The organism is Mesorhizobium sp. B2-3-13 (assembly GCF_006442195.1).
GTDB classification, from domain to species: Bacteria; Pseudomonadota; Alphaproteobacteria; order Rhizobiales; family Rhizobiaceae; genus Mesorhizobium; species Mesorhizobium salmacidum.
On sequence record NZ_VFVQ01000016.1, the window covers coordinates 104,224 to 123,542 of the forward strand.

Sequence of the window (19,319 nt, forward strand, 5' to 3'; positions counted from 1 at the left end):
GCGGAACGGCGGCGCGCCGGCTCACGAAGTGAGACAAGGTTTGCCGGTAGTTGAAAGCCATGGTTTCCAAAGCGGAAAGCTAGCCCGACGGACGATTCGATTAAACTGGACTGGAATTGCTATGCGCTGACCGCTAGGATTGACAATCGTCCCGATGGTGCAAGGCGATGGACAAGGTTGCTGCGGCCCGCGAACCTCCTAAGGAGAGGAGAAGGGTTCGCGCGGCTCAATATGTACGAATGTCCACCGAGCACCAGACTTATTCCCTTGAGAATCAGAAGGATGCAATCCGCAGTTATGCCGAGGTCATGGCGTACGATATCGTCGCCACCTATGAAGATCCCGGCCGTAGCGGGTTGCACATAGAAGGCCGGCCCGGCCTCAAGAAGCTGCTGTTCGACATTGAACACGGACTCGCCGACTACGAGACGGTCGTCGTTTACGACGTGAGCAGATGGGGCCGGTTCCAAAGCGTCGATGAAAGCGCTTCCTACGAATATCGATGTCAGATGGCGGGTGTACGGATCGAGTTTTGCGCCGAGCAATTCGCGAATGATGGCACCGTCGGATCCGATGTACTCAAGGCCATAAAGCGCAGCATGGCTGCAGAGTACAGCCGGATGTTGTCACAGAGGGTCTTTTTGGGCCAGGTGAGGATGGCCCGCATGGGCTTCCACGTAGGCGGCATGCAGGGGCTCGGACTAAGGCGTCTGATGGTTGACCAGTTCAGACAGCCCAAACTCATCCTCGCCCGCTACGAACACAAGAATTTCCAGACAGACCGGGTGATCATCGTACCGGGGCCACCGGAAGAGATAGCCACTGTTCGATTGATCTTTCGCCTGTTTGTCCGGTCACGCAAAAACGAACCTCAAATCGCAAAAGATCTGAATGACCGGGGGATCCTGAATGACTTCGGCCGGCCTTGGAAGAGCCAAGGCGTGCGCCGTGTCCTGACCAATGAGAAATATATCGGGAACAACGTTTGGAATAGACGATGCACCAAACTCAAAACCAAGGTTGTGTACAATCCCCCGGACCAATGGGTCAGAGCGGACAACGCCTTTGAACCTATCATCAGTCGCCAATTGTTCGACAAAGCACAGCAAATATTGAAATCGCTTTATCTTCACATGAGCGATGACGATATGCTGGCAGCCCTACGAAAACTCCACAAACGTCATGGGAAACTGTCTTATGACATCATTAACGCAGCGCCCGAATGCCCTTCGAGCTATCGCTATAGCGCGCATTTCGGAGGTCTGCTCGGTGCATACAAGCTGATCGGTTGCCTGCCGCCCAGAAAGTCTCATTTCATCGAAATTGACAGGCGCCTCAAGGCTATCCGCCATCGCGCAATGGAAGACCTGCTGGTCGCGATCGAACAGGTAGGCGGCCGAGCTTCCCAAGGCCCTGAAACGGAGCTCATCCGCATCAATGGCGAGTTGACCTTAGCGCTCGCGATCGCCCGGTGTCGCGTTTCGCATTCTGCCTATCCCCGCTGGTCTTCGAGGGCCGTGCGAGAGGCCAGGGCGGATATTTTCGTTTTGATCCGAATGCAGCCGGGCAATCTGATCATTCGCGATTACCTGATCGCTCCGACACACGAAATCTCTGAGTTTAAAGGAAATTTCCATGTCAACAATGGAATGAAGCTGGATGCGTTTCTTTTCCGATCCCTAGATCCGCTCGTTGCGCTGGCTGAGCGAGCATTCGTAGGGAACGCCGCATGAAGGTGCGCCGCGTAGTTTTAGGCTTGGAAGCCGCCGACCTCATTTTGCAAAATAACCGCACAAGACACGCAGCGCTTTTGGAAAAGATGCACGAGCCCAACAGATGGTTCACCGGTCCATGGCTGTGCAAAACCTATCAGGCTGAATGCCAAAGAACGCGGGACATGATCGCCGAAGCGAGTATCTCTCGGCATCTGCTGGAGACGATCACAGAGGTGTTTCGATATCCGATTAAGCAGGAATCGTTCCGTCGCCTGCTATCGGCCGAAAGCCTGGCCTCTGTGCCGAAGGCCCTAACCGAAGGGCCTACTTTGAACCTGCTCGCGGACAGTTCAGCGCCAAGGCCGCTGGTCAATGGAGTTTCTCCCGAGGCTCTCGATCTTTTGCAGGATTGGAATGTGCCTCCACAGGTCTTCGCGTCCTTGCGCAAGATGGTTCCGGAAAGGCAGCTCAAAGCGGCAAGGCTCATGATCGCCCTGAAGAGAATGGGCTTCCACTATGCGCAACTCCTCTCAACGCTCACTCCGGCGTCGCAGTTGGCGGATCCCTCCGTGCCGAGAAAGAAGTTTGTCGGGGTGACAGCCGACCAGCTGGCCGCCATGGAAGCTGAGTTTGATTTGCTGAACGAAGAATTTCTGTACTGCGCAAGCCTTCGTGGCACCTGGGCGCTGGAGTTGATGGTGACAAGGCTCTATCTCGACCGTCTGATGGAAAACGCACGGGTGGTCAGACACCTTGCGCGGGATTTCCCGGAGCAGCTCGGGAGGTTCCAATCGATACTGGACATTCCAGCAGGTGGGGAAGCTTTGACGAGCCAACCGGTAAAAACCGGGCTAAAGCGCACGCATTTCGTCTTTTGAGTTGACGCCTTCGGGCAAGATGCAGCCCGCTACTCATTGCGCCTCAGCCCTTCGGGCTTACCATAGCATGATGCGAGCATTTTGTGCACCAGGCCCCCAAAGTGTGCCACTCACGGAGGTCGCCAAGGGAAACATCCAAGCCGGCGTGAACGCTGCCATCGATGATCGTTTGCGGCGGACCTGGCCTGGTGTGATGATCTTTTCCATGACATGGCGACTGTTGTAGTGGATCAGCAGCATGCCGGGGCGGCGCCGGATGGCTGCCTGCCAAGCGGCTGGCTGACCATGGCATCCGGAGACCGACACATGGTTTCGAGATGCGTCTTCTCATCTCGGTCCCAGATTCGATTCGGAAATTGTCTTCGGTCGTGTCTGCCATTTAGGGTCGTGCCTTGTGCCAGCCGCGAGAGAAGCCGTTGGAAACTGCCGCGCGCGCCAGCGCGAGCTCGCGCTCGATTTCGGCGTTCCTGGCCAGAATGTTCAGCAGTGCGATCACGGCGTCGCCGCGGCCACAGCAACGGCAACGGCATGCTGCGCCGCCATTTCCAGTTCCGACATAGCTTCGCCGGTCGGCTCGTTTTGGCGCTTTCGCATCTATCCTCCAATCGACACGACGGTACGGCGACCCGGCCTACATGCTTGGGAGGCGTGTAGCGGTGCCGGCTGGCCACCGAGTGCCGTGAGAACGAATAAGGAACATTTTCCTTGCCCGTCAAGACGGATCGTGGAATCTATCCCGCATGAGCGACGAACCGACGAGCTTGCCGATGGCATGACGCCGGCGCCGCGAGAGCGCACCAGAGCGCTCGGCCACATCTGCGAGCAAACCCGTTGCGCGAAGCATGCCGGGCTCGGTTTTGCCCGGCCTCGTCAGGACCCACACTGATTCTCTTGAGCACAAAAGGGACGGCGAGCAGTACCTATAGGAGACATGCCATGCTTTACATGGACGAAAGCCATCAGCCTGAGTTGAACACAAACCTCGTCAGCGACCGGCCGGAAATCGAGAAGACCGTCAGGCGCGTGTGCAAGTTGCTGAACAAGCTGTCGCAGGACGGAGCGATTTATGCGCACGGCTGGGTCGGCGCCGAACTTATCAACAGCCTGGTCGGTGACGAGGAGAGGGCCATCGAGCTATCGCGGATCATCCAGCGACAGATCGAAAAAGAACTGCGATCGGTGCATAGCGCGAAGGGATCGTCGACCAACTAAATGGCGGCGGCCCGTTCGAGATCGCAATTAGTCGTGGTTATGGCTGTGGCGCAAGTCGGCGTTGCCGTGATCTTCGGAGCGCGAATGTTTTGGTCCGGATAGCTTGGCGGCTCTAAGCCGTGTCACCGGGGTGGCAAAATGCAAGTATTAGCGCTTGCTTGACGAAGCCGTTGACCGCCCAGAATCATCGTATGGCTCAGGGCATCAAGATCGGTGATGAGGTCGCCATAACCGCAACCGTCCGGCGGCGGGTAACTGAGGACCACGTGAGCGTTTCCATCCCTTCTTATGGACAGCCGCATTCGATTGTCGATCAAACAGCGAAGGTGCAGAAGGGGCAGCACATCGAGCTGATTGGCAGCGTCACCCACATCGACGAAAATCACGTGACGGTGAACCTAGGCATTCCCGTCACCCTCGATGCCGATACCGCCAGACTGGTGACGCCCTACGTGGAAGACGCCACGGATGGCTAAGGCCACATAGAAAGCCGCCATCAAGCGGGACGTCTCACCCGCCTGGAAATGGCCCGCAATAGGTCCGCTTCGTTCGTGGTCCCGGCGTCGAAAACCTGGAACACTTCCCTAGCCAGGGATTCCCGTTGTTCCCTGTCTTTTTTGGCTAGGCGGCGCTCGCTACACAGCCGGTCAAACACCCGCTGGAGCTTATCCAGATCAGCGGGCCAGTAGACACTACTGTTGCTCGACCAAGGCATTGCCGCCGACCTCGGCGCGGCTTTGAGAAGACACCATTGAGGCAGCAGGAACCCGCTCCAGAACGCTACACGGAGCGGGTTCCTATTTCTATTCCTGACCACAGGGCGGGCTCAGGCAAGCGCTGCTGCGGCCGATGGAATTGCTGAAAGGGTGTTGCCTGCCGCGTTGGGAACGCAAGTAGGTCTTCCGGATGGCACCACCGCCGAATGGAGGAACTCCTCGGCACGAACAGAGTTGCCGACGCCGGGACATGGCCGGATTGAACCGGAGCCGGTCAAAGGCAGAGGCAGGGTCTGACAAGGCCGTTGCGTCCCACGCTCGCCCTCTCACGAGAAACCCCCAGAGCGGGCTCTGTTAAGGCGACGCATGCAGCTTGCGTGACCCACAGGCATCGGCTCCCAACAGGCGGGGCGCTTTTTGGCCTTCAGGTTCGATGGGAATTCACCAGGTCTCTGCGTGGCTGAAGAGCCCGCACCGCTCCGGGCGGTGCGGGCCGACCAGAGATTGGGTCTTTGGTCAGCGACAGGCCGGTGCAACGCTGTCGCCGTTGGGTCAATTTTCAGCGACGGACAAGGTTCCGTGCTGCGAAAAAGCCGGCCACCTTTCGGCAGCGGGAGGGCTGGAGTGGTTGCGACGGGTTGACGATTGAGGCCGAAGCTACGTCCAAAACTGTCGTGTTCTGTAAAGCGGTGGTCTATGCCCATCGCATTCGCGATTTGGGTGGTACGCAATTGGTCCATTTAATGATGTGATCCCTCCTCAACGTAGGTCAGGGCCGGCCGCAATAAACCCGCCGCCCCATTCACGGCAGCGGCGGGCGTCCCTAGGGATGAACCAAGGGACTGCCCGGGGCGGGGTGACCCAGGCTCATAGTAAGATGCAATTTCGGTGCCGAGTGAACTGTGCCGCCATTAAACACTAATGACAAAGCCGGCCGCGTGGCCGACGGACTTGGAGGTGACTGCACCTGAGGAATTGACCACCGCATGCTCAACATGCCGTGCCAGACAAGGTTCCGAGCACCAAGCCGGCCGGGTCGGAACGGGCTCCGATCACTTAACCTGAATCGGTCAATGCCACGCCGGATCTCGTCGGAACCGGTGAACGCGTGATCGGCAATGCCGTGAAGGGATATCGGCAACAGAGATGGGGAGGAAGTTGACAGCATTTTCGCGGTCATGGTCGATGCTGTCGCCAACCTCGCCCGAGATGGAGGAGTCTCGTGACACTTCGGCGGAACGGGTGACGACTTCGAGTGTTCTTACTGGCGGCAACAAAAGGAGCAACGTCATGGCGGCACCCCGAGCGGTTTGGAAGGGCTTCCTGAAGGTCGGGTCGGTTTCGTGCGGCGTGAAGATTGTCGGTGCGACCAGCGAGGCCTCCAAGATCCACTTCAAGATTTTGAACCGCGAAGATGGCCTGCCTGTCAAAAGCGCGTATGTGGATGAAGAGACCGGGGATGTCGTCGAGAGCCAGGACCAGGTTAAGGGTTATGAGGTGGACAAGGACCATTTCATCAATATCGAGCCTGACGAGATCAAGAAACTCAAGCTGACATCGGCCCACACTCTCGAGGTGGATTCATTTGTCGCGATCGAAGACATCGACACCCGATATCTGGAAAAGCCCTATTACCTGATCCCGGCGGACGGTGCCTCCCTCGAAGCATTTTGCGTTCTTCGCGACGCGATGGCGAACAAGCGCGTGGCTGCGCGCTCTTGCGTGGTGCTCTACCAGCGCGGGCGCGAGGTGCTGATCCAACCTTTCCAGAAGGGGATGCTGCTGACCGAATTGCGCGCTCACAGCGAGATGACGTCGGAAAAGACCGTGTTTGAGGGCTTGAAAAGCCATAAATACGACGAAGACCTTCTTGAGATAGCCGAACTGTTGATCGACAAGAAAGTCACCAAGTTCGACCCGTCGAAATTCGAAGACACATATGAGGACGCGTTAATCGCCATGATCGACGCCAAGCGCAAAGGCAAAGCGCCGCCCAAGCCGGTGCCCGCACCAAAAGAGAATGTCGTCGATCTGGCCTCGGTCCTTCGCAAGAGCCTGGCCAAGGAAGGCATCAAGGGCGGCGCCAAAGCCAAGAGCCGAAAGTCGGCGTAGAAATGCTGGCGCTTGTCAAGCGTCCAGGTCTTCGTTCTGTTCCTGGAAGAACGCCGAAGGGGCTCCCATGTGCAATGACTACGAGCAGCACGTCCTCTGGGCCGAATATTGCCGGACGATGGCCTCGCTGACGTTGAAGATCCCGAACCATCAGACCGAACTCGATCTGCCGCAGGCAGACGACATTCGCATCAACGACCCAGCTCCAATTATGCGTGCCGGCGGCGGCGTCATAGAACTTGCATCGATGACGTTCGGGTTCCCGCCATCAGGACCGAAAGGGGGACCGGTGTTCAATTTCCGCTCGGAAGGCAGGCAATTCGCAAACAGCAACCGGTGTCTGGTCCCGGCGTCTGCATTCTTCGAATTCACTGGCATCAAGTATCCAAAGGCCAAACATCGGTTTACGCTCAACGGCGCTCCGTTTATGGCGATTGCCGGCTTATGGCGTGAGGGCACCGGCAACAAGCCGCCGACCTTCACGATGCTCACGACCGATCCCGGGGCGGACGTTGCGCCATATCACAACCGCCAGGTGGTTGTGCTCAAGCCTGAAAATTGGCGGGCTTGGCTCGATCTTACGAAGCCGGAGGCCGAACTCTTGCGGCCGCTTTCGGCCGGGGCGCTCTCGGTGGAGACTGTGCGGCCCGAAAGCGCGTGACACGGCGGCGCCTATTCCATGTCTGGCACATCGCCACTGACCAATAGCGTTGTGGGCGGACCGTAATCGCCTAGGGCAGGGTCGGCATCTCGGCTCCAGGCGATCACGCCAATATGCTTCGAGGCGAGCCCCTTGGCCATCCTGATCGCGCGCTCCTCGCTTTGCTGATCAGTCGGGCCATAGGCCGTGAACAGTTCGCCATCTTCACCGCGGTCGAAGGCCACGACAACGATGAGTTTCGGCTTTTTATGGGAAGGCAGGCCGTGGTCGGACATCAATCCACCAACTCAAGGAATTGATAGTTCTCCGGCACCGCATCACTTGGCCAGTCAGCGCAGCAGGCTATGATTGCCGCCTTATTGGCGTCCATCCAGATCGCCGCCGCTACATCCTCGTCCTTCGAGGGTGCTTCATCGTCGTCAAAGCTGGAATCGTCCCAGTTTTCGAGCGCGAACATCCCATCCGTTGCCTCTTCCGCGGATATTCCCGCTGCGGCAAGGACAGCTTTGGCCGCTTCGATGCCGCGTTGCTTCTCTTCCGGCGAAGCGCCTTTGATTTCCAGCTGAAGCCTCATAACTCGCCTCCCGCGGCCAATCTGGTCAACAGTGAACGAAATAAGAACAAAAAGTCAAGAGCGGCTTGACGAGACAGGAATAGATTCCTTATTCCTGAAAGACATATGAGCAGGAAAGGCTATGGGAAAGCGCCAGAACGCGCCGGGCGGCGAAGCTATGTCGGATTTGGAAACCGCGGTGCAGCAGGCGATCGCTGCGGCGGGCGCCGATTGCGTAGTCGCACTGCTGCACGTTCTATCCAGGAACACTGAACTCGAACGTGAGCTCGCGCTGTCGCGCGCGGCAGTTTCCAACGGCTTCTCTCGCGGCTGGCACAGGGGACGGACCTGATGGCGAATACGGCCGAGGACAATTTCCGCATCGAAGTCTGGGACAGGGAGGAAAAGACCCATCTCGAAACGATTTCAACGTCCCCGGATGCGACGGTCAGCCAAGCCGCCTGGCAGGCTGCAATTCGCCGTCGACCCGGCATGCTGCTGATCCACTACAACAGCCGGCATGTCATGGAAAAAATCTTGACCCCTGGGGAGGTGAAGATCCCGCCACAGGCAATTGTCGACGGAAGCATTCATGCCGGTCTGGACGTCTCACTCGGGGACTTACGCAAATGGCACAAGCTGCGGGCGTGGTGCAAGACTTGCTCTCATCACGCCGAGGTGAAGGCGGCCGCGCTGATCGGGCGATACGGGAAGGCCGCACTATTCAGTACCGTTGAGCCGGCGCTTCTCTGCACGAACTGCGATCGAGGTGGCCCGGTGAGATTGGAAATCCACAAACTTCCCCGGAACTGAGAGGATGTTCAAAATGCACGATCTGATCACTTTCTTCCAGACCAATGCGACTCTGGTGATCGCCAACCCTATAGCCTTTGTGACTTTCGCAGTTCTTTTTGGAGGCGGAGGGTTCATCGTTGGCCGCTACTTTTTGACAGAGCGCATTGCAAACTTGGAAAGCCGGATCGCAAGGCGTGATGACGAAATCGAAGCCCTGAAAATTGGACGTAAGCGCAAGCCTGAAGAGCCGTCACTGATCCCAATAAAAGGCACTTCGGCAATTGAGAACGATGCAACGCCGCTGTTGGGACAATGGCCGGATCGGCGCCGGCCAGGAACACTGTCTGCGCCACCACGTCAGCGACGCGGCTAACCATCTGGTTATTTAGGCTCGGTCGCCCTGAAATTCTGAAAGGGCCTGCGGGGAATTTCTGCGCGAGATATCGAACGACGCGCACATTGTTTATCAGGAAGCTTCGCGAACCTTTGCCGTTGCAGTAATCGAAGCCGACCGCAACTGACCGCCACCAGGTCCGAATGGACGACCTCCTGAAAGCTCACATCTACCGTCCAAATTGGATGGTTGGGTAAGACGAACAAAGTCTGCAGACGCTCCCTTGCTTTCCGGCCATTCGCGCAACCAGAGTACGAAGCTTCTAGCCATCGTGATTACCGGCGTGCCGCCGACAATTTTTGCTCAGCGATCAGCTTTAAAGAAGCATTGAACTTCCTCAGCCTAGGCCGTGTACCTATTAACCAAGCGTCATGTGACTGGTGACGACAAGCGCTGCGTAGAGGTGCAGCATGAACGGATCGGCATCTGCGCCAAGTTCAGCCACGATGAACGGAACACGTTGCACCCTAAGCCCAGGGATGAAGGCAACGTTGCGCGACAGTCGATCGAGCTTAGCAACAATACCGGGCATTTGGCCCGGCGCGCGAGGGCGAGGGCCGCTGCCAGTTGAGCGGGTGGTCGAGAGCATCCGAGCCTTTGCCCGTTTCGATCTCGGTAAACTCATCGACGATCGCAACGCCGTCGGCTTCCGTGCAGCGAGCCACGGCGGCACGCTGCGCCTCGATGCCAAGGCCTGACCGGCCCTGCCTATGAGTTGACAACCGATAGTACGCGACGGCGCTCGACATGGCTCAAACGTCCTCGGGTGCCCTCGACAGCATGCGAGGCCATTGCCGGTGGTGCTTTTCTGCTCGGTCGGTCGGATCGCCCACCGCTGCGCGCGGCTGGACAGTGTCTCGATAGGAGCGTGGGTCATTGCGGTCCTGGCATTCGGGTGGGCAGGTGGACGCTAACTTGGTCAAGCGATCTCTCTCAAGCGCACTTTGACGGTGGCTCAGGTGGATTGGCTCGGAAGCATTCTTTCTCACAAGGAACTTTCGGCCAACTCTCCCCGCGTTGCTCTTGGACCCAAAAAGCTCTTGGCCGACGGAACATCGCAGGTTCCATGAAGTTGGAGCAGCACGGAGGAACGTGCCATGAACAGTGTCATCTATCTTATCGGCCTCGTCGTTGTCGTGCTCGCGGTCCTCTCCTTCCTCGGTTTTCACTAGGTGACCCATGCAACGTAATGACGGCCAGGGCCGTAACCCCGCTGATTTCGACAAGGCGACAAGTGACGTTTCCGACAGACTTGCCCGGGAAAAAGAGCGCGCAAGCGAGTTGCTTCACGATGCCCGCGACGAACTGACCCGCAAGGCTGGCGACTACGCGACAGAAGCAACGCAGGTTGTTTCGGACAAGGCGCAGGAGACGCAGCGCGACATTGCATCGAGCTTGGCGGCGTTGGGCGGCGCGCTACGCGCGGCCAGCGATCACCTGGCCAACAATGATGAAAGGACTGCATCGAAATTTGCCTTGGACGCCGCCGGCGGCCTGGAGCGGCTTTCCTCCTCGTTGAAACAAAAACCGTTCGGCCAGGTGCTTGAGGATGTGCAGTCCTTCGGCCGGCAAAACCCCGGTGCCCTGCTCGCTGGCTCCGTATTGGCTGGATTGGCGCTTGGACGGTTCATCAAAGCTTCCCCACCGACGAGCCCCGAAGCCCCTCGGAGTGCCCCGCGAGAAGCCAACTCGCAGACCGTTCGAGCTGCTGATTGGTCGGCTGACAGGTCCCGAGCCTCCCGAGGCTATGGCAATGCCGATGACGCCCTGACTACGCAGGATGCGGAGCAAGACAGATGAACACTCAGGACAATCCCAGCCTCGCGACCCTAGTGACCGACTTGGCCCAGAACGTCACCACGCTGGTGCAAACCGAAGCCAGGCTTCTGCGGGCGGAGCTTTCAGAAAAGCTTACCAAAACGGGCGCTGGCGCCGCTGAGGTGCTGGGCGGAGCAATCTGCCTGCTCGCGGCTCTGATCGTACTGCTGCAAGCACTGGTCATCGCATTGACTCGGGCAGGGTTGGGCGCCGGGTGGTCCTCCCTGTTGGTCGGCGCGGTGGTAGCAATTCTTGGCGTCATCCTGCTGCGCACCGGGATGGCAAGCATGGCGCCTTCCGAACTGACTCCTGACCGGACGCAGGAACAACTCAGGCGCGACGCGAATGTGATCAAGGAACAAGTGAGATGACCGACAAATCCGCAGCCGAACTTGAACGCGAGGCGGAGGCCGCGCGCGCCAGGGTGGTGGAAACCGCCGAATCCATTCGAGGCAAGATGACACCGGGGCAATTGCTGGACGAATTCACCGGCATCTTCTCCGGGGGAGAAAGTTCGGCCATGCTCGACAACCTGAGAACACAGGTCAGGGACAATCCCTTGCCCGTGACTATGGTGGGCGCAGGTCTGGCTTGGCTGATGCTGGGCAGCGGTCCGTCGAACGGCAGGCGCGACCCCCCGGCCGCGTATGCGGCGCCTACTCCCCCCAGCGGGCGTGACGAGGCGGAGGGCGGCGGCCTGGGCAGCACGCTCTCCGAAACCGCTGAAGCGCTCTCGTCGGCCGCAAGCAGCGTTGGCGCCACAATATCAGGAGCAGCAAGCGGGGCCGCCGAAGGACTGGCGAGCAACGCTGCCAGTGCAGGATCGACGGCTGGCGGGATGGCTGCGAAAGCCAGCCGCTCGGCACAGGAGCTAGTGAATGATCAGCCCTTGGCTGTTGCGGCGGTCGGTCTCGCCATCGGCGCCGCGATAGGCGCCATGCTGCCCCATACCGCGATGGAGGATGAGCAACTGGGCGGATATCGCGAGAAGCTTCGCCAGACATCGGAGAGCATACTCGAGCAAGGCGTCGATCAGGCCAAGCAGGTTGCCGCAGACGCCTATGAGACGATCAAGCAGGAAGCTGGACGGCAGGACACACAACCAGGCACGGTGGCCGACCAGATTGGTGAAATCGTCAAGTCTGCGGCTGACACGACAGAGCAGTCCGTACGCGAAAGGGTCTCTCGTCCTCCAGAGCAAAAATCCTAGGTGTGTAGTCCCCAACTGTGATGGTGTAAAAACAGAGCTGGAGGCATCGGCGGTATTCTGGTCGGCGAACGTTAGGACAGCTTTTTCAACATTGGCCGATAGCTGCCCAACTAACCTTCGCCTGGGTCGAGCCGGTTGTACAGCCTGCTCCAAGGGAGCAGCAAATTCGGCGCATAGCGGAGCACGCTGTGCAGCGGATCGGCAACGGTGGACCGAAGCGAAGCGGCAAGTCTCAACCTCTTGTAAATCCTCGGGCCTGCCATTCAGTCCGCCCCCATTTCCGGATGTTTCACCCTTCAGAATAACCCGGACGTAGTTAGCACCGAGTAGTTGGCATACTTGACCGAAACACCGGCGGCAGTCTGGCGGCGCCAACCACCACTTCATCGCGGGCAGACGGGCTCACGGCAAGGTCCGTACGTGCTCGATGGCCTGGCGTAGACGTCGCATTCCCGCCTCGCTCTCGGCCTTGTTGCAGGCGGCATAGCCAAGCACCAGGCCATTGCCGGAGGATGACCAGTAATATTTCGACAGCGGCGATGCGTTGACACCGAGTTTGTCGGCACAATGCACGACCGCCCGATCGTCACAACGTTCGTGAAGCGAGGCAACGACCTGGATACCGGCTTCCGCCGCCGAAAGAGTGATGTGATCGGCCAGTTCGGTCTCGCACAATTCGTAGAAAAACTTGCGTCGCTCGGCGTAAATGCGGCGCATGCGCTTGAGGTGGCGGCTCATGTGACCTTCATCGATGAAATCGGCTAGCGCCGCCTGAAGCACCAGGGGTGCGAATTGCCCGGTGGTGCTCAGCGCATGCGGAATGCCCTTGCACAAGGCGGCCGGCAAGACCATGAACCCCAGCCTGAGCGCCGGAAACAGCAACTTGGCAAAGGTGCCGACATAGATGACCCGGTCAGCGTAATCCATGCTCTGTATGGCGGGGACCGGCCTTCCCTGAAATCTGTACTCGCCGTCGAAATCATCTTCGATGATCCAGGAATTGTTGCGCTCGGCGATTTCGAATAGCCGCAGCCGCTGGTCCATGCGCATCGTGATCCCCAAAGGATGCTGGCAGGCGGGCGTCACGTAGATCAGGCGCGGTGAAACCTCGGGCTGGTTCATCTGCCAGCCGTCGCGGTCAACGACAAGCGGCACAATATTGGCGCCGGCGACCGTGAAAGTCGCCTTGGCCGCGTAATAGCCCGGTTCCTCCAGCCAGACCGTGTCGCCCGGATCGAGCAGCAGGCGCGCCAGCAGATCGAACGCCGCCTGCGCTCCCGTCGTCACGACGATCTGTTCGGGAGAACACCGCACCCCCCTGGCCGAGATCAGATAGCCGGCAATCGCTTCCTTGAGCGCCGGCAGGCCGGTCACATGATAGGTACCGAACAACATGTCGGCGCCAAACGTTGCCCGGCGTGCGAGCAGCCTGCCCCAGACGCCAAACGGGAACTTTTGCGGGTCCGGCATGCCCGGATGAAAGGCAAAGCGTCCCGGCGATCCGTGATGGAAGGGTTGCTGCATCAGGCTCTCGCCGCGCCTGGAAAGCGGGCGCTGGATTGCCGTGGCCATGGGTTTGCTGCCTAGATCGGTCGAGTTCACGGGCAGGTCGATGACCACCGGGCGCGCGCCCTGCCGGCTTGCGAGATAGCCTTCCGTCGCCAACTGGTCATACGCACCGACGATAGTGTTGCGGGCGAGGCCCAGATCCTCAGCCAAAGCCCGCGTCGATGGCAATTCCGATCCCGGCGCCAGACGACGCCCACGGATCATGGCGGCAATCTGCCTATAGAGCTGGCGATGGATCGGTTCATCGATTGTCCGATCGATAATCAGCGCGTCCATCGGAAAGGCTTGGCGCCTTCGCCTTGATATCTGCATCGGAAAGGCCTCGCGGCAAGAGAGCTGATCGAGCTTAAGCGAGCGCCGCGCCAATTGAAACTGGCACCTTCACTTCCCGTCAAACTGGCTCTCGCGATGGAGACAGATCGGCGCTTAGATGAAAAGAAAGAGGAAGCGACGGGCCGGACAGACCACACGTGGAACGCCTTCACCGACCTGATTGGGTTCAGATGAGGCGCCGCCAGCAACGGCATGGCCTGTCCGATGAGGAGCGATGATGGCTGTCCGCATAGGCATAAATCCGATCACATGGAGCAACGACGACGTGCCCGAGCTGGGCGGGGATACACCACTCGAGGTCTGCCTTTCCGAAACGGCCGAAGCCGGCTATGCGGGAACGGAGCTCGGCGGCAAGTTCCCGCGTGCCAGCAAGGCGCTGGCTGCAGTTCTCGCGGCCTATGATCTTAAGCTGGTCTCCGGCTGGTACGATGGCCGGATCTGCGAAAAGGAGGTCGAAGAGGAGTTTGACGCCATCCTGCCGCATCTGACGCTGCTGCGCGACCTCGGCGCCAAGCACGTCGTCTACGCCGATACCTCGCGCGGCCGCCATGGCGCCATTCACGATCCGATCTCGCAGCGTCCCAAGCTTGCCGACGGCGAGTGGAAGTCCTACGGCAACAAGATCACGCGACTGGCCGAACGGTTCGCGGATTTCGGCATCGGCATGGCCTTTCACCACCACATGGGAACCATCATCGAGACCGATCACGAGATCGGCAGGCTGATGGCCAGTTCAGGGCAAGCCGTTGGCCTCCTCTATGACACCGGCCATTGCCTGTTTTCCGGCGGAGATCCCGAGACGTTGCTGCGGCGGCATGTCGGCCGCGTCGTCCACGTGCACTGCAAGGATGTGCGCCCGGATGTGCTGAAGCGCGCTCGCGCCCTGGATATGAGCTTCATGGGCGCGGTGATGGAAGGCATCTTCACCGTGCCGGGAGATGGGTCCATTGACTATTTGACGCTTTTGCGGCTGCTCGCCGACAATGGCTATGCCGGCTGGCTGGTGGTCGAGGCCGAACAGGATCCTGGCAAGGCTCATCCGCTTACCTATGCGACGATGGGCTATCGCAACCTGCGCGACCTGGCCCTCGAGGCCGGTTTCGAGGTCAATGAACGGGAGAACTGATACCCTTCGGGGCGCTAGGGAGCGGCAATGAGTTCTGTCCTGTACCAAGGGGTGGTCAAGAACTACGGCGCGCTGAACGTCTTGCGCTCGCTTGACCTTGCCGTCCCCGACCACATGTTCCTGGCCCTGCTCGGTCCTTCGGGTTGCGGCAAGACGACGGCGTTGCGCATCCTTGCCGGTCTCGACATGCCGACCGCCGGCAAGCTCTTCATCGGCGAGCGTGAGGTCACCCGGCTGCAGCCTCGCGACCGCGACATCGCCATGGTGTTCCAGAGCTATGCGCTCTATCCCCAGATGACGGTTGGCGAGAACATCGGCTATCCCTTGTGGATCCGCAGCATGCCGGACGGCGAGCGTCGCGCCAAGATCGACGAGGTCGCAGCGGTTCTCGAGATCGGCCACCTGCTCGATCGCCGGCCGCGCCAGATCTCGGGCGGCCAGAGGCAACGGGTGGCGCTTGCGCGTGCCATCGTCCGCGATCCGGCGGCCTTCCTCATGGACGAGCCGCTGTCGAACCTGGACGCAAGGTTGCGCCTGACCATGCGCGGCGAGATCAAGCGGCTTTGTCAGCGGCTCGGCGCAACCACCCTCTATGTCACCCACGACCAGGTCGAGGCTTTGACCATGGCGGACTTCGTCGCGGTGATGCACGCCGGTGAGCTGCAGCAGATGGCACCGCCGGGCGATATCTACGATCGCCCAGCCAACCGTTTCGTGGCCACCTTCGTCGGCAATCCGCCGATGAACATCCTTCCGGTCGCGCTTGCCGAACAAGGCATCGCGATCGGTGGAACGCTGGTTCCGATCCCCGCTGCCCGACTGGCGGCATGCCGTGTGGCGCAAGTGGTCGAGATCGGGCTGCGGCCGGAAGACATGAGCGTTTCGGCACCGGGCGCGCCCAACGCGCTGCCTGGTGAAATTTATGTTGTCGAACCTATGGGCAACGAGACGTTGGTCAATGTTCGCATCGGCGGCGGCAATGTCTCGGTCCGCGCTGGCCGCGACTTCAGGGGCGCGGTGGGCGCCAATATCGCGGTCACTTTTGATGTGTCGAACGCATGCTTCTTCAATTCGGCCGGCCTCACGGCCGTCCACAGGGTCAACAGTGATGGAGAGTGAAATGACGCAGTCCAGCAGAAGCAGACTTACTCGCCGCTCCGTACTCAAGGGAGGACTTGACTTGGCGCTTGCCAGCACCGCCCTTACCGTACTCGGCCTGCCTGTCCCGGCCAGGGCGGCCGGCAAGAAGGTGATCATCGGCGCTTTCGCCGATGGCGGCCTGACGCCGTTCAAACAGAAGATCATCCCGCTGGCCAAGGATGCCGGCTTCGACATCGAATTCCTCGAGGATGAATATGGCGTGACGCTGGAGAAGTGGTTCGCCGACGCCAAGAACAGCGCCGGCCAGTACGACCTCTATCTTCTCGACGATCCATGGGTGCCGCAGTTCGGCGCCGCCAATGTGCTCGAGGATCTTGGAGCGGCCGGCATCGACGGCGGCGACAAGGACTGGATTGGCTCGATGATCGACATGGGCTACTGGCCGCCGCAGAAGGGCGCACGCGTGAAAGGCTTCGAAACCGCCACGCCGACGCTTATCTGCGTGCCGTTCGTCGGCGATCTGCAGACCCTGACTTACCGCAACGACGTCTACACGAGCGGTGCGCCGAAAACCTGGGACGAGGTCATCGCCAAGGGCAAGGAAGGCGTGGCGGCGGGCAAGATCAAATATCCGGTCGTGTTCCGCGGCGTTTCCGGCAATCCGATCGTGACCAGCTGGTACCCGGTCTTCCTGTCATTTGGTGGCTCCTTCTTCGACGACAAGTGGAACCCGGTCTTCAACTCCGCCGAAGGCAAGGCCTCGGCAGAATTCTTCGTCGGCACCATGAAGCAAAACGCGCCGAGCGGCGTCGTCGAGTTCGACTCGGACCAGGAAGGTGCGGCGATCCTCGGCGGCGAAGCAGGCGCGATCATCCAGTATTCCGGCAATGCGCTGAAGGCCGACGATCCGACACAGACCAAGGTGGCTGGCAAGCTCGATTTCGGCGTCGTGCCGAAGCACACTGCGGCGATCGCCCAGATGGGCATCTTCATCGCCGGCATTCCGAAATCGGCGCCCAACAAGGCCAATTCGGTCGAATTCCTGAAGTGGTATGTCAGCGCCGACATCCAGGCCAAGCTGTCGGAAGCAGGTTCCATTCCGGTCAAGCGCAGCGCCTTCGGCATTGCTAAGCCCGGCAACCGGCTGATCCCGGTCGCTCTGCAGCAGCTCGACGCCGGCGCCCTGCCGAGGCCGCGCACGCCAGACTGGGCCAAGGTCGAGGAACTGCTCGGCATCGAACTCAACAAGGCGCTGCAGGCTGGCTCGGGTGGCGGGGCCGCATTGGACAATGCCGCCAAGCAGGTCAAGGACTACCTGTCTTCGGTCGGCTACTATTGATGGGAAACGGCGGGACGCAGAGCCGCAAATATCGTCTGCAGGGGGCGGGGCTCGACCTCGCCCTCCCTTATCTCATGCTGGCACCAGGCCTGCTGATCGTGCTTGGCGTGCTCGTCTATCCCTTGTGGGACGGTCTGCGCGCCAGCACCAAGGTCTATCGCTACGGCTCGGTCGTCGCCGATGTCGGCACGCATAACTACATCCAGCTGTGGAGCGACCCGCAGTTTTTGAACTCGCTCTGGGTGACGGTCGAATTCGTCGCCCTGTCGGTCACCTTCGAGGCGATCCTGGGCTTTGCCCTGGCGCTATTTTGCCTGCGGGAATTTCGCGGCATCCGCTTGCTCAGAACCATTCTGATCATCCCGATGGTGATCACGCCGGTCGTCGTCGCCATCGTCTTCCGGCTGATCTACGCCAGCGACGCCGGTATGCTGACGGCAATCTCCGAGTGGACGGGCGGCCGCCAGGTGCAGATCCTCGGCAGCCCCGTCAAGGCCTTCATCGGCCTCGTCGTTCTCGATGTCTGGGAATGGACGCCGCTGATGTTCCTGATCCTGCTGGCCGGCCTGCAGTCGCTACCGCACGAACCCTTCGAGGCCGCCCGCGTCGACGGTGCCGGCAACTGGCGGGTGTTTGCCGACCTGACCTTTCCGATGATGCGGCCCGTGCTGGCGATCGCCATCGTGCTTCGAACGATCGACGCCTTCGGCACGTTCGACCAGGTATTCGTGCTCACCCGGGGCGGACCGGGCGAGGCGACGCGGTTGGTCTCGATCTACGGCTATGACACCGCCTTCAAATTCCAGCAGACGGGCTATGCGGCGGCACTTTTCGTCACCATCGGTCTCGTCGTGCTTGCCCTGGCCTTCAGCGCCGTGCGGCTTTTGCGCAGGGTCGACGCATCATGAACAGTCGTCTGGCCCGCATCGGGGTAATGAGCGCGGTGCTGACTATCGTGCTCTTGCCCATCTACTGGCTCGTCTCGACCTCGCTGAAGTCCAATCGCGAGATCACCCAGGAAGGCACGCTCTATCCGCATGTTCCGACTCTGGACAATTACATTAGGCTGTTCACGGAGAAGCAGTTTGGCGCCTATCTGACCAACTCGCTGGTGGTGACATTCTTCTCCGTGGCGATCGCCCTGGTCGCCGGCGCCATGGGGGCCTATGCGATCGCCCGCTTTCGCCTGCCTTTCGCGATGGAGCGCAAGGTCGGATTGTTCCTGCTGACGCTGCGCATCGTGCCGCCGGTCGTCATCCTGATCCCGGTCTATCTGCTGATGCTCAAGCTCGGCCTGCTCGACAGCTGGTTGGGTTTGATCGCCACCTACACCGCCTTCAACATCACCTTCTGCGTCTGGATGATGGAGAGCTTCTTTCGCGAAATCCCCGTGGATCTCGAGGAAGCCGCCATGGTCGATGGCGATTCCCGTTTCGGTGCGTTCCGGCGCATTACCCTGCCGCTGGCAGCACCCGGCCTCGCGGCGACCGCCATCTTTGCCGTGCTTGTCACTTTCAACGAATTCCTGTTCGCGCTGGCGCTGACGGCCACGCCCCGGGCGATGACGATGCCGCGCGGCACCGCCACGCTGATCGGCCGCATCGACACCGACTGGGCCTCAATGTCGGCGGCCGGCGTCATCGGCGCGCTGCCGATCGTCTTCTTCGCGCTTCTGGTGCAGCGCCATCTGGTTCGCGGGCTGACCATGGGAGCCGTGAAATGACGACCCGGCTGGGCAGCCACTCACCTCAATCAAGTCGCCGTCCCGGCCACGTTCAAGGCCGCGC

At 60.1% G+C, this 19,319-nt stretch carries 20 protein-coding genes and 1 pseudogene; 17 read left to right on the plus strand and 4 right to left on the minus strand.

From position 1 onward, the window contains the following. The first annotated feature begins 167 nt into the window (after nt 1-167). The 6 genes from FJ941_RS19690 to FJ941_RS19730 all read left to right on the plus strand — a co-directional run bounded on the left by FJ941_RS19690 (nt 168) and on the right by FJ941_RS19730 (nt 7,294). Nucleotides 168-1,733, plus strand: coding sequence for a recombinase family protein (locus FJ941_RS19690; protein WP_140508132.1), 1,566 nt, complete (start codon nt 168-170; stop codon nt 1,731-1,733). After that, nucleotides 1,730-2,593: a plasmid partitioning protein RepB C-terminal domain-containing protein gene (locus FJ941_RS19695; protein WP_140508134.1), complete on the plus strand. Its 864-nt coding sequence runs from the start codon at nt 1,730-1,732 to the stop codon at nt 2,591-2,593. Before FJ941_RS19690 ends, FJ941_RS19695 begins: the two co-directional genes overlap by 4 nt. A gap of 936 nt (nt 2,594-3,529) precedes the next feature. Then, complete coding sequence (locus tag FJ941_RS19710; protein ID WP_140508136.1) at nt 3,530-3,805, plus strand: hypothetical protein; 276 nt, start codon at nt 3,530-3,532, stop codon at nt 3,803-3,805. Between the two features lie 191 nt (nt 3,806-3,996). Further along, complete coding sequence (locus FJ941_RS19715; protein ID WP_140508138.1) at nt 3,997-4,281, plus strand: hypothetical protein; 285 nt, start codon at nt 3,997-3,999, stop codon at nt 4,279-4,281. A gap of 1,530 nt (nt 4,282-5,811) precedes the next feature. Further along, complete coding sequence (locus FJ941_RS19725) at nt 5,812-6,633, plus strand: Ku protein (protein WP_140508204.1); 822 nt, start codon at nt 5,812-5,814, stop codon at nt 6,631-6,633. A 67-nt stretch (nt 6,634-6,700) separates the two neighbouring features. Beyond that, nucleotides 6,701-7,294, plus strand: a complete 594-nt coding sequence (locus FJ941_RS19730; protein WP_140508139.1) for an SOS response-associated peptidase — start codon at nt 6,701-6,703, stop codon at nt 7,292-7,294. A gap of 11 nt (nt 7,295-7,305) precedes the next feature. Here the strand turns inward: FJ941_RS19730 and FJ941_RS19735 are convergent, their stop codons facing one another. Next, nucleotides 7,306-7,569: a hypothetical protein gene (locus FJ941_RS19735; protein WP_140508141.1), complete on the minus strand. Its 264-nt coding sequence runs from the start codon at nt 7,567-7,569 to the stop codon at nt 7,306-7,308. Then, complete coding sequence (locus FJ941_RS19740) at nt 7,569-7,868, minus strand: hypothetical protein (protein ID WP_140508143.1); 300 nt, start codon at nt 7,866-7,868, stop codon at nt 7,569-7,571. Before FJ941_RS19740 ends, FJ941_RS19735 begins: the two co-directional genes overlap by 1 nt. A gap of 121 nt (nt 7,869-7,989) precedes the next feature. Here FJ941_RS19740 and FJ941_RS19745 point away from each other — a divergent pair, with 121 nt between their 5' ends. The 3 genes from FJ941_RS19745 to FJ941_RS19755 are packed head-to-tail and all read left to right on the plus strand — an operon-like array spanning nt 7,990 to nt 9,015. Next, nucleotides 7,990-8,199, plus strand: a complete 210-nt coding sequence (locus FJ941_RS19745; protein WP_140508145.1) for a hypothetical protein — start codon at nt 7,990-7,992, stop codon at nt 8,197-8,199. Then, on the plus strand, nt 8,199-8,660 hold the full coding sequence (locus FJ941_RS19750; RefSeq protein WP_140508146.1) for a hypothetical protein: 462 nt from the start codon (nt 8,199-8,201) through the stop codon (nt 8,658-8,660). The genes FJ941_RS19745 and FJ941_RS19750 overlap by 1 nt, the downstream gene beginning before the upstream one ends. A gap of 13 nt (nt 8,661-8,673) precedes the next feature. Then, nucleotides 8,674-9,015 (plus strand): hypothetical protein, encoded by a 342-nt coding sequence (locus FJ941_RS19755; protein WP_140508148.1) that lies wholly within the window; start codon nt 8,674-8,676, stop codon nt 9,013-9,015. Nucleotides 9,016-9,424: 409 nt separating this feature from the next. On the opposite strand, the pseudogene FJ941_RS29220 reads toward FJ941_RS19755, so the two are convergent. Further along, nucleotides 9,425-9,785 (minus strand): annotated as a pseudogene (locus tag FJ941_RS29220) (recombinase family protein); the annotation flags it as partial. Between the two features lie 430 nt (nt 9,786-10,215). On the opposite strand from FJ941_RS29220, the gene FJ941_RS19765 reads away from it, so the two are divergent. Genes FJ941_RS19765 through FJ941_RS19775 form a run of 3 tightly spaced genes read left to right on the plus strand, consistent with a single transcriptional unit; the run spans nt 10,216 to nt 12,064 of the window. Beyond that, nucleotides 10,216-10,836 (plus strand): hypothetical protein, encoded by a 621-nt coding sequence (locus tag FJ941_RS19765; RefSeq protein WP_140508150.1) that lies wholly within the window; start codon nt 10,216-10,218, stop codon nt 10,834-10,836. After that, nucleotides 10,833-11,225: a phage holin family protein gene (locus FJ941_RS19770; protein ID WP_140508152.1), complete on the plus strand. Its 393-nt coding sequence runs from the start codon at nt 10,833-10,835 to the stop codon at nt 11,223-11,225. Before FJ941_RS19765 ends, FJ941_RS19770 begins: the two co-directional genes overlap by 4 nt. Beyond that, nucleotides 11,222-12,064 carry a DUF3618 domain-containing protein gene (locus FJ941_RS19775; RefSeq protein WP_140508154.1) on the plus strand — a complete coding sequence of 281 codons (843 nt, stop codon included), beginning with the start codon at nt 11,222-11,224 and terminating at the stop codon, nt 12,062-12,064. The genes FJ941_RS19770 and FJ941_RS19775 overlap by 4 nt, the downstream gene beginning before the upstream one ends. A 402-nt stretch (nt 12,065-12,466) precedes the next feature. On the opposite strand, the gene FJ941_RS19780 is transcribed toward FJ941_RS19775, so the two are convergent. After that, a complete protein-coding gene (locus FJ941_RS19780; RefSeq protein WP_246673892.1) occupies nt 12,467-13,909 on the minus strand; it encodes a PLP-dependent aminotransferase family protein in 1,443 nt (480 codons plus the stop codon). Between the two features lie 274 nt (nt 13,910-14,183). Between FJ941_RS19780 and iolE the strand changes: the two genes are divergently transcribed. The 5 genes from iolE (at nt 14,184) to FJ941_RS19805 (ending at nt 19,255) form a co-directional block, all read left to right on the plus strand. Then, complete coding sequence (gene iolE, locus FJ941_RS19785) at nt 14,184-15,092, plus strand: myo-inosose-2 dehydratase (protein WP_140508158.1); 909 nt, start codon at nt 14,184-14,186, stop codon at nt 15,090-15,092. 27 nt (nt 15,093-15,119) lie between these two features. Next, on the plus strand, nt 15,120-16,211 hold the full coding sequence (locus FJ941_RS19790; protein WP_140508160.1) for an ABC transporter ATP-binding protein: 1,092 nt from the start codon (nt 15,120-15,122) through the stop codon (nt 16,209-16,211). Nucleotides 16,212-16,272: 61 nt separating this feature from the next. After that, a complete protein-coding gene (locus FJ941_RS19795; RefSeq protein WP_181165891.1) occupies nt 16,273-17,532 on the plus strand; it encodes an extracellular solute-binding protein in 1,260 nt (419 codons plus the stop codon). Beyond that, on the plus strand, nt 17,532-18,440 hold the full coding sequence (locus tag FJ941_RS19800) for a sugar ABC transporter permease (RefSeq protein WP_140508163.1): 909 nt from the start codon (nt 17,532-17,534) through the stop codon (nt 18,438-18,440). The genes FJ941_RS19795 and FJ941_RS19800 overlap by 1 nt, the downstream gene beginning before the upstream one ends. Next, a complete protein-coding gene (locus FJ941_RS19805; RefSeq protein WP_140508165.1) occupies nt 18,437-19,255 on the plus strand; it encodes a carbohydrate ABC transporter permease in 819 nt (272 codons plus the stop codon). The genes FJ941_RS19800 and FJ941_RS19805 overlap by 4 nt, the downstream gene beginning before the upstream one ends. Nucleotides 19,256-19,319 lie beyond the last annotated feature (64 nt).

Excerpts from the sequence above, each read along its gene's own strand:
- FJ941_RS19690 (WP_140508132.1), top strand. The coding sequence starts at position 168 with ATGGACAAGGTTGCTGCGGCCCGCGAACCTCCTAAGGAGAGGAGAAGG.
- FJ941_RS19695 (WP_140508134.1), top strand. The coding sequence starts at position 1,730 with ATGAAGGTGCGCCGCGTAGTTTTAGGCTTGGAAGCCGCCGACCTCATT.
- FJ941_RS19710 (WP_140508136.1), top strand. The coding sequence starts at position 3,530 with ATGCTTTACATGGACGAAAGCCATCAGCCTGAGTTGAACACAAACCTC.
- FJ941_RS19715 (WP_140508138.1), top strand. The coding sequence starts at position 3,997 with ATGGCTCAGGGCATCAAGATCGGTGATGAGGTCGCCATAACCGCAACC.
- FJ941_RS19725 (WP_140508204.1), top strand. The coding sequence starts at position 5,812 with ATGGCGGCACCCCGAGCGGTTTGGAAGGGCTTCCTGAAGGTCGGGTCG.
- FJ941_RS19730 (WP_140508139.1), top strand. The coding sequence starts at position 6,701 with ATGTGCAATGACTACGAGCAGCACGTCCTCTGGGCCGAATATTGCCGG.
- FJ941_RS19735 (WP_140508141.1), bottom strand. The coding sequence starts at position 7,569 with ATGTCCGACCACGGCCTGCCTTCCCATAAAAAGCCGAAACTCATCGTT.
- FJ941_RS19740 (WP_140508143.1), bottom strand. The coding sequence starts at position 7,868 with ATGAGGCTTCAGCTGGAAATCAAAGGCGCTTCGCCGGAAGAGAAGCAA.
- FJ941_RS19745 (WP_140508145.1), top strand. The coding sequence starts at position 7,990 with ATGGGAAAGCGCCAGAACGCGCCGGGCGGCGAAGCTATGTCGGATTTG.
- FJ941_RS19750 (WP_140508146.1), top strand. The coding sequence starts at position 8,199 with ATGGCGAATACGGCCGAGGACAATTTCCGCATCGAAGTCTGGGACAGG.
- FJ941_RS19755 (WP_140508148.1), top strand. The coding sequence starts at position 8,674 with ATGCACGATCTGATCACTTTCTTCCAGACCAATGCGACTCTGGTGATC.
- FJ941_RS19765 (WP_140508150.1), top strand. The coding sequence starts at position 10,216 with ATGCAACGTAATGACGGCCAGGGCCGTAACCCCGCTGATTTCGACAAG.
- FJ941_RS19770 (WP_140508152.1), top strand. The coding sequence starts at position 10,833 with ATGAACACTCAGGACAATCCCAGCCTCGCGACCCTAGTGACCGACTTG.
- FJ941_RS19775 (WP_140508154.1), top strand. The coding sequence starts at position 11,222 with ATGACCGACAAATCCGCAGCCGAACTTGAACGCGAGGCGGAGGCCGCG.
- FJ941_RS19780 (WP_246673892.1), bottom strand. The coding sequence starts at position 13,909 with ATGGACGCGCTGATTATCGATCGGACAATCGATGAACCGATCCATCGC.
- iolE (WP_140508158.1), top strand. The coding sequence starts at position 14,184 with ATGGCTGTCCGCATAGGCATAAATCCGATCACATGGAGCAACGACGAC.
- FJ941_RS19790 (WP_140508160.1), top strand. The coding sequence starts at position 15,120 with ATGAGTTCTGTCCTGTACCAAGGGGTGGTCAAGAACTACGGCGCGCTG.
- FJ941_RS19800 (WP_140508163.1), top strand. The coding sequence starts at position 17,532 with ATGGGAAACGGCGGGACGCAGAGCCGCAAATATCGTCTGCAGGGGGCG.
- FJ941_RS19805 (WP_140508165.1), top strand. The coding sequence starts at position 18,437 with ATGAACAGTCGTCTGGCCCGCATCGGGGTAATGAGCGCGGTGCTGACT.